Origin of the sequence: Erythrobacter sp. SDW2, assembly GCF_021431965.1 — a bacterium.
In the GTDB taxonomy this organism is placed as follows: domain Bacteria; phylum Pseudomonadota; class Alphaproteobacteria; order Sphingomonadales; family Sphingomonadaceae; genus Parerythrobacter.
The window spans coordinates 1,035,653-1,051,736 of record NZ_CP090370.1 but is presented as its reverse complement, the minus strand read 5'-3'; the positions used below and the strand labels follow the sequence as shown (position 1 = coordinate 1,051,736).

The 16,084-nt window shown below is 65.5% G+C and carries 17 protein-coding genes; 11 read left to right on the top strand and 6 right to left on the bottom strand.

What is annotated here, in order from left to right:
• Nucleotides 1-3: 3 nt before the first annotated feature.
• From pdeM to LY632_RS05125, 10 genes are all read left to right on the top strand, one after another.
• Nucleotides 4-693 carry a ligase-associated DNA damage response endonuclease PdeM gene (gene pdeM / locus LY632_RS05170; RefSeq protein ID WP_234092739.1) on the top strand — a complete coding sequence of 230 codons (690 nt, stop codon included), beginning with the start codon at nucleotides 4-6 and terminating at the stop codon, nucleotides 691-693.
• Between the two features lie 144 nt (nucleotides 694-837).
• The gene (infC, locus tag LY632_RS05165) at nucleotides 838-1,356 is read left to right on the top strand and encodes a translation initiation factor IF-3 (protein ID WP_234092738.1); all 519 of its coding nucleotides are present in this window, start codon (nucleotides 838-840) and stop codon (nucleotides 1,354-1,356) included.
• Nucleotides 1,357-1,528: 172 nt separating this feature from the next.
• Nucleotides 1,529-2,683, top strand: coding sequence for a DUF547 domain-containing protein (locus LY632_RS05160; RefSeq protein ID WP_234092737.1), 1,155 nt, complete (start codon nucleotides 1,529-1,531; stop codon nucleotides 2,681-2,683).
• 62 nt (nucleotides 2,684-2,745) lie between these two features.
• A complete protein-coding gene (locus LY632_RS05155; RefSeq protein WP_234092736.1) occupies nucleotides 2,746-4,155 on the top strand; it encodes a DASS family sodium-coupled anion symporter in 1,410 nt (469 codons plus the stop codon).
• An 89-nt stretch (nucleotides 4,156-4,244) separates the two neighbouring features.
• Nucleotides 4,245-4,898, top strand: a complete 654-nt coding sequence (locus tag LY632_RS05150; RefSeq protein ID WP_234092735.1) for a DUF4331 family protein — start codon at nucleotides 4,245-4,247, stop codon at nucleotides 4,896-4,898.
• On the top strand, nucleotides 4,898-5,611 hold the full coding sequence (locus tag LY632_RS05145) for a DUF4331 domain-containing protein (RefSeq protein ID WP_234092734.1): 714 nt from the start codon (nucleotides 4,898-4,900) through the stop codon (nucleotides 5,609-5,611). The genes LY632_RS05150 and LY632_RS05145 overlap by 1 nt, the downstream gene beginning before the upstream one ends.
• Before the next feature lie 115 nt (nucleotides 5,612-5,726).
• Nucleotides 5,727-7,040, top strand: a complete 1,314-nt coding sequence (locus LY632_RS05140; RefSeq protein ID WP_234092733.1) for a tetratricopeptide repeat protein — start codon at nucleotides 5,727-5,729, stop codon at nucleotides 7,038-7,040.
• Nucleotides 7,041-7,207: 167 nt separating this feature from the next.
• On the top strand, nucleotides 7,208-8,527 hold the full coding sequence (locus LY632_RS05135; RefSeq protein ID WP_234092732.1) for a cystathionine gamma-synthase family protein: 1,320 nt from the start codon (nucleotides 7,208-7,210) through the stop codon (nucleotides 8,525-8,527).
• 212 nt (nucleotides 8,528-8,739) lie between these two features.
• Nucleotides 8,740-9,927 (top strand): formate-dependent phosphoribosylglycinamide formyltransferase, encoded by a 1,188-nt coding sequence (purT, locus tag LY632_RS05130; RefSeq protein WP_234092731.1) that lies wholly within the window; start codon nucleotides 8,740-8,742, stop codon nucleotides 9,925-9,927.
• Between the two features lie 4 nt (nucleotides 9,928-9,931).
• The gene (locus LY632_RS05125; protein WP_234092730.1) at nucleotides 9,932-10,699 is read left to right on the top strand and encodes an SDR family NAD(P)-dependent oxidoreductase; all 768 of its coding nucleotides are present in this window, start codon (nucleotides 9,932-9,934) and stop codon (nucleotides 10,697-10,699) included.
• Between the two features lie 87 nt (nucleotides 10,700-10,786).
• On the opposite strand, the gene LY632_RS05120 is transcribed toward LY632_RS05125, so the two are convergent.
• Both LY632_RS05120 and LY632_RS05115 read right to left on the bottom strand, forming a co-directional pair.
• Complete coding sequence (locus tag LY632_RS05120) at nucleotides 10,787-11,686, bottom strand: sterol desaturase family protein (protein ID WP_234092729.1); 900 nt, start codon at nucleotides 11,684-11,686, stop codon at nucleotides 10,787-10,789.
• Between the two features lie 65 nt (nucleotides 11,687-11,751).
• Nucleotides 11,752-12,285: a J domain-containing protein gene (locus LY632_RS05115; RefSeq protein WP_234092728.1), complete on the bottom strand. Its 534-nt coding sequence runs from the start codon at nucleotides 12,283-12,285 to the stop codon at nucleotides 11,752-11,754.
• 181 nt (nucleotides 12,286-12,466) lie between these two features.
• On the opposite strand from LY632_RS05115, the gene LY632_RS05110 reads away from it, so the two are divergent.
• A complete protein-coding gene (locus tag LY632_RS05110; RefSeq protein WP_234092727.1) occupies nucleotides 12,467-12,619 on the top strand; it encodes a hypothetical protein in 153 nt (50 codons plus the stop codon).
• A gap of 212 nt (nucleotides 12,620-12,831) precedes the next feature.
• On the opposite strand, the gene pal is transcribed toward LY632_RS05110, so the two are convergent.
• The 4 genes from pal to LY632_RS05090 all read right to left on the bottom strand — a co-directional run bounded on the left by pal (nucleotide 12,832) and on the right by LY632_RS05090 (nucleotide 16,045).
• The gene (gene pal / locus LY632_RS05105) at nucleotides 12,832-13,350 is read right to left on the bottom strand and encodes a peptidoglycan-associated lipoprotein Pal (RefSeq protein WP_234092726.1); all 519 of its coding nucleotides are present in this window, start codon (nucleotides 13,348-13,350) and stop codon (nucleotides 12,832-12,834) included.
• A gap of 73 nt (nucleotides 13,351-13,423) precedes the next feature.
• The gene (gene tolB / locus LY632_RS05100; protein ID WP_234092725.1) at nucleotides 13,424-14,803 is read right to left on the bottom strand and encodes a Tol-Pal system beta propeller repeat protein TolB; all 1,380 of its coding nucleotides are present in this window, start codon (nucleotides 14,801-14,803) and stop codon (nucleotides 13,424-13,426) included.
• Nucleotides 14,804-14,806: 3 nt separating this feature from the next.
• Nucleotides 14,807-15,592 carry a hypothetical protein gene (locus tag LY632_RS05095; protein WP_234092724.1) on the bottom strand — a complete coding sequence of 262 codons (786 nt, stop codon included), beginning with the start codon at nucleotides 15,590-15,592 and terminating at the stop codon, nucleotides 14,807-14,809.
• A gap of 9 nt (nucleotides 15,593-15,601) precedes the next feature.
• Nucleotides 15,602-16,045 (bottom strand): ExbD/TolR family protein, encoded by a 444-nt coding sequence (locus LY632_RS05090; RefSeq protein ID WP_234092723.1) that lies wholly within the window; start codon nucleotides 16,043-16,045, stop codon nucleotides 15,602-15,604.
• Nucleotides 16,046-16,084: the final 39 nt, after the last annotated feature.

Here is a 16,084-nt window from a genome sequence, read left to right as displayed (position 1 = left end):
GCCATGGTTCCCCTTTCGTTCGCACATCACGAACTGGTCCTGACCGAAGGCCACGCGCTCTATTGGCCGGCCGAGCGGGCACTGCTGGTGGCCGACCTGCATCTGGAGAAAGCGAGCTTCTACGCCCGCCATGGCCAGATGCTACCCCCCTATGACAGCCGCGCGACGCTGGAGCGGGTGGCGGACGCGGTGAAGGCGACGGGTGCGCGGCGGGTCATCACGCTGGGCGACAATTTCCATGACGAGGACGGCACCACCCGGCTCGAACCTTATGCCGCCGGGATGCTGGAGGCGCTGACCCGCTCGCTCGACTGGGTCTGGATCACCGGCAATCATGACGAGGTGCTGCACCGCAGCTTCGGCGGCGCGGTGGCGGAGGAGATGGAGATTGGCGGGATCGTGCTGCGGCACGAGGCGCGCAGGGGCGAGACCCGGCCCGAACTGTCGGGCCATTACCACCCCAAGCTGCGGCTCAAGGTCCGTACCCGCCATATCAGCCGGCCCTGTGCGGTGCGGGCCAGAGGCGCGAACAGCGACCGCATGATCCTGCCCGCTTTCGGCACGCTGACCGGCGGGATGGACGCAGGCGATCCGGCGATCCTGGGGGCGCTGCAACCGTCACGCAGCATCGATGCGCTGCTGCCGGTGCGCGGCAAGCTATCGACCTTCCCCCTATGGCGCGAAGCTGCGTAACAGGCGCTCCCTTGCAACAGGGCGGAGGGAATTTTTCCCGCAGCGGCCTGAACCTTTGCGAATCCGCGCGGTCACGCCTACATAGCCCGCTTCTAACAGGCCATTACAGGAGAGCGCCCCATAGCCCGTCCACCTCGTCGTTCCATGCAGCCGCCGGTCAAGAGCGGTCCGCGATACGACAATCTCATCCAGTCCCCCAAGGTCCGCGTGATCGATCACGAAGGCGAGAACCTCGGGGTCATGTACACCCGCGAAGCGATGGAGCAGGCCAACGAACTCGGCCTCAACCTCGTCGAAGTGTCTCCCAACGCAGACCCGCCGGTGGCCAAGTTCCTTGATGTCGGCAAATACCGCTACGAAGCGCAGAAGAAAGCCAACCTGGCGCGCAAGACGCAGAAGACCCAGGAAATCAAGGAAATCAAGATGCGCCCCAACATCGACACGCATGATTATGACGTGAAGATGCGCAGCGTGGTAAAGTTCCTCGGCGAAGGGGACAAGGTCAAGATGACCCTGCGCTTCCGCGGCCGCGAAATGGCGCACCAGCAGCTCGGCATGGACCTGCTCAACCGCGTCCGCGACGATGTCGAGGAAATCGCCAAGGTCGAAAGCTTCCCGCGCCTCGAAGGGCGCCAGATGCTGATGGTGCTGGCACCCAAATAAGTAATCGCAGCCACGGGCATTGGGCGAAGCGGCGGATAAGACTTTCCTGCCCTTCGTCGAGTGCTGCGGCTGTTTGATCGACCCATGGCTTGGCCATGGCACCACAGGCCCTAGGGCCTGCGGTGCAACTGGTGCAAACCTGCCTCCCTCGTCGCAACGGAGTTCCGCCCCCATGACCCCTCTCAGCCGCCGCTTGCTTGCCACTCTCTCCGCAGGTGCCGCCTTCGCCATGATCGGTGCGACGCCCGTCGCGGCGCAGGACGCGGCGGCAACCAGCGCCGGGTTCGAACGCTTCACGCCCAAGGCCGCGGCGAGCAAGACCAAGCTCGATTATTCGGTGTGGGACGAGGCGCTGCGTTACATGGTCTACCGCATGGGCCGCTCCTCGCGCGAGGCCGCGCCGTCGGTCGAGGTCGGCCTCGCCGGACGGATCAAGCGCGGCCACCAGTCGCGTTACCGGCTGGAAGGCAATCGGATCATCTTCTCGTTCCTTGAACAGGAGATCATCGACAGCCTCACGGCTTACAAGAAGGACCTCGAAAGCGTCGCCGACCAGGTCGATATCGCTTCCCTGCCGCGCAACGAGCAGCTGGCCTTCTGGATAAACCTGCACAATGCCGCCGTGATCGAGCAACTGGCACAGGAATATCCCGTTCGTTCGCCCTCGCTGGGCGAATTCGGCCCGGACCAGCTCCCCCTCGACGAAGCGAGGATCATCACCGTCAACGGCGTGGCGATGAGCCCGAAGGACATCCGCACCAAGATCGTCTATCCCAATTGGAGCGATCCCAAGGTGATCTACGGCTTCTTCCGCGGCGAGATCGGTGGGCCGTCCATCGCCGGCGAAGCCTTTACCGCCGACAATATCTCGGAACTGCTGGCGGACAATGCGCGCGAATTCGTCAACAGCCTGCGGGGGGTCGAGAAGATCGGCTCGACCATGCATGTCTCCAAGATCTACGAGGAAGCCCGCCCGTTCTATTTCGGCAACTGGGAAGCGGACCTGCGCGCCCATGTCGGCAAGTACGCGCGCGAGGACGTGACCGATATCCTCGCCAAGACCGACCGTAGCGAGGCGTCGCTTTACGAAACCGATATCTCCGACCTCGCCGGGGGCCAGCGCGAGCCGAGCTATTCCGACATCCAGTCGCTGGGCGAAGACGGCATCACCGTGGCCCAGAGCACCCGTGTACCGAGCTCGGTCGCCCGGTTGATCCTTGAGCATCGCCGCAAGATCAACGAGATGATCCGCCGCAAGGAATTGACCCCGCGGGTTCTGGTGATCGACATGGAAAGCGCCGAAGGCGACGCTTACGAAGTCGAATAACCGCTGGCCGCGCTTGCCCTTGCGCTAAGGTCCGGTAGGACTGGCGCGCAAGGGGAGTTTGCATGACAGCTAGCCGGATCGGCCTCATCATCGGCGCATTGGCACTGACGGCCGGGATATTCCTGCCGCCGCCGGCGGGCATGACCCGCGAGGCTTTTGTCGTCGCCGGGCTGGTGGTGCTGATGGCGAGCTGGTGGATGACCGAGGCGATCCCGCTGACCGCGACCGCGCTGATGCCGTTCCTGGTGCTGCCTTTTGCGGGTGTGCTCGACGCAAAAGCGACGGCCAGCGCCTATTACGAGCCGATCCTCTTCCTCCTGCTGGGCGGGGCCTTCATCGCCCTCGCCATCGAGCGGACCGGGCTGCACAAGCGGCTGAGCCTCGCCATCCTGAAGGTGGTGGGGAGCGGCGGCGACCAGTCGCGGCTGCTGCTGGCCTTCATGATCAGCGCGGCGGTTCTCTCCATGCTGATTTCCAACACTTCGACCGCGCTGATCATGATGCCGATGGCGCTGGCGGTGCTGGCAGGCGGCGGGGTCAACCTGGAGGACAGGGACGGGCTTGCCGGGGCCTTGCCGATGGGGATCGCCTTTGCTGCCAGCATCGGCGGGCTCGGTACCATCGTCGGCTCGCCCACCAATGGCATCGCCGTCGGCCTGCTCGACAACGTGATCGACGTGCAGATCAGCTTCGTCGAATGGATGGCCTATGGCGTTCCGGTGGTGCTGCTCGGTATCCCGCTGGCGGCGTTCATCATCGCCAGGGTGCAGAGGGTCTCTGCCCACCCCTTCGACGTCCATGCCGCCCGCGCGGCGATCGACGACCGCGCGCCGTGGACCAGCGCGCAAAAGCGCCTGTTGCCGGTCATCGCCTTCGCCTTCTTCCTGTGGGTCACGCAATACTGGGCCGCGCCCTACCTGCCCAAGGGCAGCTGGACCGATGGCACCATCGCCATCCTCGCCGCCATGGCGCTGTTCCTGATCCCTGACGGAACGGGTCGCCCGCTGCTGGTATGGCAGGAAGCCAACCGCGCCCCGTGGGACGTGATCATGATGTTCGGCGGCGGGCTGGCGCTGGCCGCGGGCATGGCCGCCTCGGGCCTCGCCGACTGGCTGGGGCAGGCGCTGCTGCCGCTGGAGGCGTTGCCGCTGGTGGTGGTGGCACTGGCCATCGTCGCCATGGTGGTGTTGATCACGGAGTTTGCCAGCAATGTTGCCACCGCCAGCGGGATCATCCCGGTGGTGGCGAGCCTGGTCGTGGCGTTGGGGGTCGATCCGATGCTGCTGGCCATGCCCGCGGCCATCGCTGCCAGCTGGGGCTTCATGCTGCCTGCCGGGACCGGCCCCAATGCCATCGCCTGGTCGACCGGCCACATCTCCATGCGCAAAATGGTGCGGGCCGGACTGTGGCTCGACATCTTCGGCATCATGCTGATTGTCGGAGTGGTGTGGGGCGTTGCGGCCATAATCTGAAAAATTTCTGTCCTGCCGCATCCGATCAGCTCGTTGCGGGTAGCTGTACGCAGGGCCTCGCAGGCCCTTGCCATGCGCAGGAGAGAGTCATGTCCATGAAGCCTTATCTGTTGACCGCCGGGGCCGTCGCTGCCGTGGTGGGCGGGATTGCATTGTTACCCGGCGATGCAGCCCGCACTGCCGACCACCTCGATCCGCCGGGTCGCACCAACCCGAGTGTCGACAACACCCCTGACCCCGCCGCCGACATCGCCGATGTCTTCGCCTGGGCCGAAGACGGCAACCTCAATGTCATTGTCACCTTTGCCGGCCCTGCGGCTGCCGACCGGCCCGCCACGTTCGACCGCGATGTGCTCTACAGGGTCAACATCTCGACCGATGGCGACGCCCGCAACACCGAAAATGTCATCCGGGTCCGCTTCGGCCAGGATGGTCCGAACGAATTCGGGGTGCAAGCCACCGGTATCCCCGGGGCCAACACTTTGGCGGGTCCGGTCAACACCAATCTGAGCAGCAACGGTGCAACCCTGCGCGCCGGCCTGTTCGACGATCCGTTCTTCTTCGACCTGCAAGGATTCCAGCAGACGGTCCAGACCGGCACACTGGCCTTCAACAACCAGCGCGATTTCTTCGCCGGTCAGAACGACACCGCCTTTGCCCTGCAAATCCCGCTTTCCAGCGTCGCGCCAACAGGCAAGATCACGGTCTGGGCGGAAACTCTTCGGTTCGGAGGGAACCTCTGATGCGCCACACCAAAACCATGACGCGCCGCTTCACCGGTGCTGCCGCCCTCGCCCTGGCTGCGATTCTGACCGCCTGCGAGTCCGACGAACCCACGATGGCTCCGCCTCCCATAGGTTCGACCCCGACACCCACGCCGACACCGACCCCCACGACCGGCACGCTCGACGTGAGCCGGTGCCTGTCGCAAGTCGTCTTTGCCGACGGAACGACAGTCCAGAACCTGGTCATCCCCGATGTGCTGACGATCGACCCGGCACTGCCAGCGGGCTTCCCCAATGGCCGCAAGCTGGCCGATCCGGTCATCGACGTGACGCTGGCGGCGATCTTCCTCGACATCGACGCACCAGGGCAGAGTGCAGCGACGCTGGCGCAGATCCCGCTCAATCCCAGTGCCAACGACGTCGCGCTGCCATCGGGCTTCCCGTTCCTCGCGCCGCCGCAGGGCAGCCCGCCGATCGCCGCCACAACCGGCACGCAGTTCAATTTCCGCACCGATGCCGATTCGGCCTACGAGCGGGTCGACCGGATGGGCTTCCCGGCGGTTTCGACCGCGCTGGTGCCGAGCGGCAGCAAGCTGGCCTATAACGACGGCGGCCCGGTGCAGGATGCCAGCGGACAATATGCCGCCGGCATCGTGGCGACCCTGACGGCGCTGACCGAGGCGCTGCGGGACGATCTGACCGGAGCCGGGCTCAACATCTGCGCCGACTGAGGCGCGGCTGAAGACCGTCTGTCGCTGGCGCTTCGGTAACAAGAGGCAGCGACAGACGGCATCCGCGCCTTGCCAGCCCCTGCCGCCCTTGCGCTGCCACAATCCAGGTGACGCCATGAAGAATATCGCGCTTACGCTTGCCGCTGCCGGACTGTTGTCAGTCGGGGGAGCCATCTGGCTGGATACCGACCGCGAACCGCCGCAACGGAAATGGGTCATGGCCGGCTACGGCCCGACCAGCCATGCCGCCGCCACACAGCGGGCCGACGAGACCATCGCCAGCGGCAGGGCCATGGTCGAGGCCGCGCCAGGCGAATGGCTGCCGCGGGAAGTCCTCTCGCTCGGCCTTATTGCACGGTTCCGGCTGACCGGGGCCACGGCCGATCTGGCCGAAGCGGAGCAACTGCTGGATTCCGCCCTCGCCGCCGCGCCAGATCCGGCCGGTCCCAGCCTTACTGCCGCCCAGCTTGCCCTGATGCAGCACGATCTGGATGGCGCCGAGGCCGCGCTCGCCCGCTTCGAGCGGACTGCGGTGAAGCTGCCCGATGAAGCGGCCGCCGGTTTGGCGCTGAGCGGCGATGTGGCGTTCCAGCGCGGCAGGATCGATGAGGCCGAAAAACTCTATCGCCAGGCGCATGCCGCCAGCCCCGGCTTCGGTTCTGCCGCCCGCCTGGCCAATGTCGCTCTGTGGCGCGGCAACCCCGGCCGAGCTCTGGCGATCGCCCGGCAGGAACTCGAGAAATCCCGCCTGACCCCGCAGGATCGAGCCCGTGCAGCTTTGATGCTGGCCGATTTCTCCTATGCCGCCGGCCAGCTCGAGGCGGCGGGGAACTGGACAAAGCAGGCTGAGCGCGCCTTCACCGGTTTCTGGCTGGTCGAAGCCTATGCCGCCCAGCGGCTCGCTGCCGCAGGCCAGGCAGATGCCGCCATCGCAGCGCTGGAGCGGCTGGCGCAGCGCGATTCCGAACCGGAAGTCATCGATACGCTAGTGGGCCTGCTGCGCCATGCCGGACGCGAGGAGGAGGCGGGTCGCTGGACCCGCCTCGCCACGCGCCAGTGGGACGCGAAGCTCGCCGAAGCACGCGATGCCTACCGCCTGCACGCGGCCGAGCACCATCTCGACTTCGGCGATCCGGCGAAGGCACTGGCGCTGGCCCGCGAGGAGGTTGCCAAGCGCCCCTTCGGCGAAGCGATCGAAGTGCTCGCCTCCGCCTATCTCGCCAACGACCGACCGGCAGAGGCGCTCGCCTGGCTCGAGCGCGCGGAGCGGCAGGGCTATCGCGCCGTCTCGCTCGACATGGCGCGGGGGGAAGTGCTGGAGGCGCTGGGGCGCGACGGCGAGGCACGGCGCTATTACGATCGCGCCGCGACGCTCAACCCCGATGCGGCGGGCGATCTGCGCAAGCTGCTGCGGTTCGGACACTATTGAAACCGGCATCATCGCCGGTTGAAATGCCCGCCGCTCCGCCCTATCCGGGGGCCACCGTTCGGCCCCGGGCGGAGAGGCGTTGCTGCGGAGGTTAGCAACGGGTGCCACCGGCGGCCTTGCCAGCTCCTGCCTTCCTGGGAGCGTGCCAAGCAAGGAAGGCCGCCCGCATGACGGACGCAACCGACGCAGTCACCACCCCCACCCCCCGCCGCAATCCCAAGCAGCCGATCAAGACCATCGGCGGCCGCGAGCTCAAGCCCAGCACGCTGATGATGGGCCACGGCTATGACCCGGCCCTGTCCGAAGGTTCGCTCAAGGCCCCGATCTTCCTCACCAGCACCTTCGCCTTCGAGAATTCGGCTGCCGGCAAGCGCCACTTCGAAGGCATCACCGGCAAGCGTCCCGGCGGGGCCGAAGGCCTGGTCTATTCGCGCTTCAACGGGCCGAACCAGGAGATCCTCGAAGACCGGCTCGCTATCTGGGACGGGGCGGAGGACGCGCTGAGCTTCTCCAGCGGGATGACCGCGATCACCGTGATGCTGCTGGCCTATTGCAACGCCGGTGACGTGATCGTCCATTCCGGCCCGCTCTATGCCGCGACCGAGGGCTTCATCGCCAAGGTGCTGAGCAAGTTCGGCATCACCTATCTCGACTTCGCCGCCGGGGCCACGCGCGGGGAGATCGACGCGGTGCTGGAGCGTGCCAAGGCTCAGGCCGAAGCGCAGGGCGGCAAGGTGGCGATGGTCTATCTCGAAAGCCCGGCCAACCCGACCAATGCGCTGGTCGATGTCGAAGCCGTCAAGGGCGCGCGCGACGCGATTCTCGACCCGCACGTCACTCCGATCGCGATCGACAACACCTTCCTCGGGCCGCTGTGGGCGCGCCCGCTCGACCAGGGCGCGGATATCGTGGTCTATTCGCTGACCAAATATGTCGGCGGCCATTCGGACCTCGTCGCGGGGAGCATCGCCGGGGCGAAGCGCTGGATGGACCCGGTCCGCGCCCTGCGCAACACCATGGGCGGAATCGCCGACCCCAACACCGCGTGGATGCTGATGCGCAGCCTCGAGACGGTCGAACTGCGGATGCAGCGCGCGGGCGAGAACGCGGCCAAGGTCTGCGCCTTCCTGAAGGATCATCCGAAGGTGGAAGGGCTCGGCTATCTCGGCTTCATCACCGATCCGCGCCAGCAGGACATCTTCGAGCGCCATTGCAGCGGCGCGGGCAGCACCTTCTCGCTGTTCGTGAAGGGCGGCGAGGAGGCGGCGTTCCGCTTCCTCGACAACCTGAAGATCGCCAAGCTGGCGGTCAGCCTCGGCGGCACGGAAACGCTCGCCAGTTGCCCGGCGGCGATGACGCACCTCTCCGTCCCCGACGAGCGCAAGGCGGCGCTGGGGATCACGCCCAACCTCGTGCGCATCAGCATCGGCATCGAGGACCCGGACGATCTGATCGCCGACTTCGCGCAGGCGCTCGACGCGGTTTAGGATCACCAGCGAGGGGGACACGAGGCCGCTGACGATATCTGGACCCCGGCCTTCGCCGGGGTGACGGCAAGTGTGTCCTTGTCCAAGCCATCCACGTCACCCCGGCGAAGGCCGGGGTCCATCTGTGCTATCGATGATGTGCAAGGCTCGCCTTTCAAGCGCCCCTGTGCCAACGCTGGCGGCCTGACCGCAAGCGGAGGACTCGCGCACCCATGGCACACACCGCAAAGATCCTGCTGCTCGGCTCGGGCGAGCTGGGGCGCGAGTTCGTGATCTCGGCCAAGCGGCTCGGCGCCTATGTGGTGGCATGCGATTCCTACGCTGCCGCCCCGGCGATGCAGGTGGCGGACGCCTGCGAAGTCTTCTCCATGCTCGATGCCGAGGCATTGCGTGCGGTCGTCGCCAGGCACGCGCCCGACTATGTCGTGCCGGAGATCGAGGCGATCCGCACCGAAGTGCTGGCCGAGATCGAGGCAGCGGGCACCAATGTCGTCCCCAGCGCCTATGCCACGCAGATGACCATGAACCGCGACGCGATCCGCGATCTGGCGGCGCAGGAGCTGGGCGTCACCACCTCGCGCTATCGCTATGCCGAGAGCATCGAGGAGGTCCGCGCGGCGGCGGAGTTCACCGGCGTGCCCTGCGTCATCAAGCCGGTGATGTCCTCCAGCGGCAAGGGCCAGAGCACGGTCCGCAGCGCCGATGAGTTGGAGGCGGCGTGGGACTATGCCGTCGCCAATATGCGCGGCGATAGGGCGCGGGTGATCGTCGAGCAGTTCATCGATTTCGACTACGAGATCACCCTTCTGACCGTGCGCCACGCAGGCGGGATCACCTTCTGCCCCGCCATCGGCCATAGGCAGGAACGCGGCGACTATCGCGAAAGCTGGCAGCCGACGCCGATGTCGGACGCCGCGATTGCGGCGGCGCAGGAGATGGCGGCCAAGGTCGTCACCGCGCTGCAGGGCAAGGGCAAAGGCTGGGGCCTGTTCGGGGTCGAGTTCTTCGTTGCCAAGGGACAAAACGGCACCGAGGACGTGATCTTCTCCGAACTCAGCCCCCGCCCGCACGACACCGGCATGGTCACCTCGCTGAGCCAGAACCTGAGCGAATTCGACCTGCACGCGCGCGCGATCATGGGTCTGCATGTCCCCGACGAAATCCGCGCCCGCCCCGCCGCCAGCTCGGTGATCCTGGCCGACCGCGAGAGCGACACGGTCAGCTATTCGGGTCTCGCCGAGGCGATGGCCGAGGGGGCGGATGTGCGTATCTTCGGCAAGCCGACTACCCGCCCCTATCGCCGCATGGGGGTGGCGCTGGCGACGGGGCCGGACACCGACAGCGCGCGCCAGGCGGCGGTCAGCGCCGCGAGCAAGATCCGGATCCACTACGGGGAGTAGCGACATGGCCGATCCGAAAAAGGTCTTCCTGGTGATCGGCGCGGGGGCCGGGATCGGGGGGCATGTCGGCAAGCGGTTCGCCGCTGGCGGATATCACGTGGTGCTCGCGCGCAGGAGCGGCGCGGAGGGGCTGCAAAACCTCGTGGCGGAGATCGAGGACGCGGGCGGCAGCGCCACCGGCACCTTGCTCGACGCCAGCGAGGACGGTACCATCGAAGCGCTGGTCGAGCAGGTCGAGGGCGAGATCGGCCCCATCAGCGGCGCGCTCTACAATCTCGGCGCGCAGATCGGCAACCGCGCGCTGGGCGACACGCCGCACCGGACCTTCGAACTGGGCTGGCGGCTCGGCACTTTCGGCCTGTTCCGCCTGGCCCACGCGCTGATGCCGCGCATGGTCGAGCGCGGATCGGGGAGCCTGATCGTCACCAGCGCCACCGCCGCCGTGCGCGGCAATGCCGGCCAGCACAGCCACGCCGCCGCGATGGGCGGACGGCGGATGCTGTGCCAGACCCTCAACGCCGAATTCGCCTCAAACGGTATCCACGTCGCCCATGTGGTGATCGACGGCCCGGTCGACGCACCCGACACGCTCGGCAAGATGCTGGGCGAGAAGTTCGAGGCCTTCAAGGACCACAAGGGCGAGGACGGTGTGCTGAGCCCGGCGGCAGTGGCGGAGACCTACTGGCACCTTGCCCACCAGCCAAGGAGCGCATGGACGCACGAGCTGGACTTGCGGCCGTGGACGGATGTGCCGTGGTGGAATGATAATTGATTGGGAGTAATACTGTCTATTCTTCGCCCAGAGATTCGCAGCGTCCGATATGGGGTGGAAACCGGACACGTATTCCAGTTGCATTTGCTAGGCAGGGTTCATGCCAGCATACTTGGGGCAGTCCGACCGACACACGCCATCATGCGACCATTCGGGAGGGCGCCAGAGATACGCCAGCTTGTCCTGCCAGCGATCTGCCGTGTCCACCCGGTCCTTTAGCTGCCTAAGTCCGACAAACTGCGCGGTGAGCGGATTGTAGTCGTAGGTCGGTTTGACAAGGCCAGGATTGGGCTCTTCGTCGATTTCGGCATAGGTTCCAAACAGCCGATCCCAGACGATCAGCACCTGCGAATAGTTCTTGTCGATATACTGCGATTGATTGGCATGGTGAACCTTGTGGATCATCGGGGTTGCGAGCCACCGGTCGAGCCAGCCAAGACGTCCTACGTAGCTGGCATGGTTCCATATCCCGAATGCGTTCTTGACGACGCTGACGGCGACAAACACCACCGGCGGGACTCCGAGCAGCGCTGCTACGCTATCGAACAGCGGGCGCGGCAGTCCGTCGAGGAAAAACCCCCGCGCCGCGGTCGAATGATTGAACTCGTTCGAGGAGTGGTGGATCGAGTGAAACGCCCAGAGCAGTCCGACCCGGTGGCCTAGCCTGTGCTCCCAGTAATAGCTGAGGTCGTGAACGAAGAAGGCGATGACAATGGCCAGCAACAGCGGAAGACCGTCGAACAGCCGGAAATTGTCGTAGACGAGCACATAGATCGCGAGCGGGATCACGATGCCCGTCAGCAGCTTCAGCACGCTGCTGAGCAGGTTCAGCCCGATCGAGCAGAGCGCGTCCTTGTTGTTGTATTCCGGATTGCCGCGGATTGCCCATATCCGCTCACCGATGACGCTACCGAAATAGACCGTTGCGAGAATCCAGATCGCCGACGGACCCCCGATGAAATCGATCGCTTCTCGTAGGTTTTCCATTGATGGAGAATATCATTGAGATCGGTCAGCGCAATGTCCGTTATGGAGTCGGAAGCAGACAAACCCTACCCCCGCCAAACCCTGCGCTCCTCGGCTGCTTTCAGCACTTCATACGCCAGTTGCAGCTTCTGGAACTCCGCCGCGGCGTCCTTGTCGCCCGGTTTTACGTCGGGGTGGACCAGTTTGGCCTTTTCGCGCCAGGCTTTCTTGATCGCCACGAACTCCGCGTCGCTTTCCAGCTCCAGCACTTCCAGCGCGCGCATTTCGTCGGCGCTGCGGCTGCCGTCGCCGGACGCGGCCCAGCCATAGTGCTGCGCCTCGGCATAGCCGGCGCTTTCGGCCTGTTCGGCGCGGGCGCGTTCTTCGCGGTCGGCTTTCTCCAGCCCCTCGAAATAGTCCCACTTGGAATTGTATTCGGCGGCGTGGCGCTGGCAGAAATACCAGCGTTCGGGGCTGTTGGGGGCCTTGGGCGCAGGGCAATCGCCCGGCTCGTCACACCCGTGGCGGTCGCAGATGCGGACATTAACCGCTTCGCGCGTCGCGCCATAGCCGCGCCAGCGGGGAAAGCCCCAGTCGCTCGATCGTCCGGCCCTAGCCATCGGCCAAGCCACTTGCTGTCGGCAATGTCGTTGGTCGGGCAGTCATGGCGTCCAGTCTAGGGATTGTTGCGGCGGAAAGATAGTTCGGGAACCAGTTGCAATGTGAAATGTTGCGCTGCAACAGATCGTTCACTATCTGGCGCTACAGGCGCTCCGCAATCCAACGAGAAGACCCCCGACCATGTTCCGCGATATGAGCCAGCAGCTGAATTTTGCCGCCACCGTGAGTGTGCTGGCAATGGCGCTGTTCGCGCTGACCATGAGCGTGGGCCAGGCCGGCGGCGGCGCAGGTGGTGCCGAAGTGCTGGCGATTGCCGCACCGGTCCAGAATTGACGCCCGATTAATTCAGAACCCTTCTCCGTTCACCCCGAGCCAGTGTCGCTTCGCGACAGCTTCGCTTCCGAAGGACAGCCTCGACCTCGCATCGAGCATGGTGGCTGGGGTTGGCCCTTGGCCAGCTTCGCTTCCGACAAGCTCAGCCCGAACGGATTTGGGTGCAATGCCCCGTCCAGCACTGAGGCCGGACGAGGGCGGAGTATTCCCGCTTAGCTGATAACGATCGAGACCGCGCGGCGGTTTTGGGCCCAGGCGCTTTCGTTGGAGCCCAGCGCGACCGGCCTTTCCTTGCCATAGCTGACGGTCTGGATCCGGCTGGCGTCGATGCCCAGGCTGACGAGATAGTTCTTCGCCGCATTGGCGCGACGTTCGCCCAGCGCGAGGTTGTATTCGCGGGTGCCGCGTTCGTCGCAGTGGCCTTCGATGGTGATGTTGAGCTGCGGATACTGCGCCAGATACTGCGCCTGGGTCTGCAGCGCGGCGGCATCGGCGCTGTCGATATTGTAGCGGTCGGTGTCGAAGAAGATCACGTTGCGGCCGTTGACCGCCTGTTCGAAATGCGCCTGTGTGCCGAGAGTGGGACCGGTCGGCTGAGTGGCAGTGTCACGCGTGTCAGGCTGCGAGACGGCCACACCCGGATCGACGACATCGTCGGGAACCTTGGTTTTGCAGCCCGCCAGCGCGACAGCGCCGATGAGCATGGTGGCGGTGGCGATACGAGCATTCATCGGGCATCTCCTCACAGATGGGCGTTACTTGGCATTCGTCACGGTGCGACCCGCATAAATTCAATGAACGATCCTAAGGCAGAATCGGTCCCCAGGCGGGGTCCGAGGCATCGACCGGCGTATCGAGCTTGCGCAGGTTCTCGCCGGTCAGGTCGACCTGGTACAGCGCGGTGTTGCCGCTGTTGCGCTCGGTACGGAAGAACTGGATGATGCGGCCGTTGGGGGCCCAGGTCGGGGCCTCGTCCTGCCAGCCATTGCTGAGCTTGCGGAAGTTGCGCCCGTCGGGGCTGATGACCGCGATGTTGAAGTCGCCGGCGATGTGGGTGAAGGCAATCTGGTCGCCGCGCGGGCTCCACTCGGGCGTCGCAGCGCGGCCGCCGAAGAAGCTGATCCGCCGCTGGTTGGTGCCGTCGGCGTTCATGACATAGAGCTGCTGGCTGCCCGAACGGTCGCTTTCGAAAACGATCTGGCTGCCGTCGGGCGAATAGGATCCGCCGATGTCGATCCCGGCCTCATTGGTCAGCCGCACGCTCGGCCCGCCTTCGGCGCTGACGCGATAGATATCGGTATTGCCGCCCACCGCCATGGAATAGAGGATCCACTTGCCGTCCGGGCTCCAGCGCGGGGCGAAGGTCGGGTTGGTGCTCTGCGTCACCAGCTGCTGCTGACCGGTGCCGATGTCGTAGATGTAGATGCGCGGGTTGCCGTCGACATAGCTGAGGTACATCAGCCGCTTGTAATCGGGCGAATAGCGCGGGGTCAGCGCGGTGGCGCGGCCGCTGGTGATGAAGCGCAGATTGGCCCCGTCGCTGTCCATGATCGCCAGCCGCTTGGTGCGGTTGTCCTTCGGCCCGGTCTCGGCGATGAAGGCGACGCGGCTGTCGAAGAACGGGCTTTCGCCGGTCAGCCGCGAATAGACGAGGTCCGAACATTTGTGCGCGGCGCGGCGCCAGTCCTGCGGCTCGACCACCCAGCCGCTGCGGGCCAGCTCGTCCTGCAGGGCCATGTCATAGAGATAGCAGCCGACGATCAGCTTGCCGTCGCCGCGCGCGCGGACATAGCCCTGCACCAGCATCTCCGCGCCCCGGCTCGACCAGGTGGCCCACTGCGGATCGGTGATCTGCGAATAGCTCGGCTTGGGCAAAGCATCGGGGCCGGTCGGCTTGAAGAAACCGTTGTTCTGCAGGTTAGCGGTGATAACGCGGGCCAACTCAACGCCGAGCGCAGCGGTGCCGCTGGCGTTGGCAGGCGTGGGCGTATCGCGGTCGGCCGCGAAGGCGGGGATGGCCATCTGGAGGTCGTCACTGCTGAAGACCCCCGTAACCTCCTCACGGTTGATGGTGCCTTGTGACGGCGCCTCACCGGTTGGATCGACTGTCGAGACCTCCTGTGCCGAAAGCGCAGGCGCTGAAAGGAGGAGGACGATGGGAAGGACAATGCGGAAGCGCTGCATGGGTTACCTTACGGTTGCAGTGAAAGTGAGTTCGTTTTCTCGCCACAGATCATAGTGATCAGCAGGGAGATCGGTAAAGGGGGCGGCTTGGCGGATTGCTCGCACGGCGCATTCGCCGAAGATCGACACCTGGGGCGCATTGCTCGCTGTCTGGCCGGTTACCCGGGGCGGATCGTAGGTCGACAGGCTGCCGGACTTATTGAGCCGGAACCGCACTACGGCCTTCAGCTTGTCGGTGTCCAAGCCGGAAATCCTGCAACGGCTCCAAAAGGGTGCAACCTTGCCGCGCAGGCTGAACTGGATCTCCGCCTGCACCTCGGCGGTGCTGCCTCTGCCCTGCCCAATGTCGCCGAAGGCGTCCTTGACGCTTTCCCTGCTCTTGCCCGTCGCACCCGCCTGACCGTCCTGCTGGCCCCTGACCGGTGTCTTGGGCGAGCCTGTCTGCTGCTGCTGCGTCTGGGTCTTCCTGGGCTGGGCTTTCTGCGTCGGTTGCGGCTTCGGCCTGGCGTCAGGCCTGGGTTTCTGGGTCGGCTGCGGTTCCGGCTCCATCACCAGTTCGTCCTGCGCCACGGCTTCCTCGACCAATTCGGGCGCGTCGGGCACACCGAGGGCGGGGGCGCTACCGGCCTCGCTGTCGCCGTCGCCGATGGTCACGGTCATCGTCCCGCTGGAGCCGATCTTGAGCCTATCCGGCGCCTGCGTCAGCAACGCGGCGACCAGCAGCAGGTGCAACACCACCGCCACCCCGAGACCGAGGCCATCTTCGCGGCGGAGGGCGGTTGTGCTCATGATGAACGGCTATGGTTCCTGAGATGAACTGTTGGTGACCATCTGGATCGAGTTGAAGCCGGCGCGGTTCAACTCACCCATCACCGCCATCACCCTGCCGTAATCGAGCGTCTGGTCCGCCCGCAGCGTGATCTGCGGCGGTGCGCCGTCAGCCGCCATCGGGATTCTCGCCAACCCCTCGGCCAGCCGGCCCGGGGCCTGTGCCTCGTTGTCGATATAGATCACCCCGTCAGGCGCGATCGAGATGGAAACCGGATCGGGCTCTTCGGGCAGCGGGTTGGCGCGGCTTTCGGGCAGATCGACCGGCACGCCCGCATTGAGCAGCGGCGCGGTGACCATGAAGATGATCAGCAGCACCAGCATCACGTCCACGAACGGCGTGACATTGATCTCCGCCATCGGCGCCCGGCGGCTGTTGCGCCCGCGCTTCGAGGAAAGGACACCCATCGCCATGTCAGCGCCCCCCTTCCCGTTCGTGTCGAGCGAAGTCGA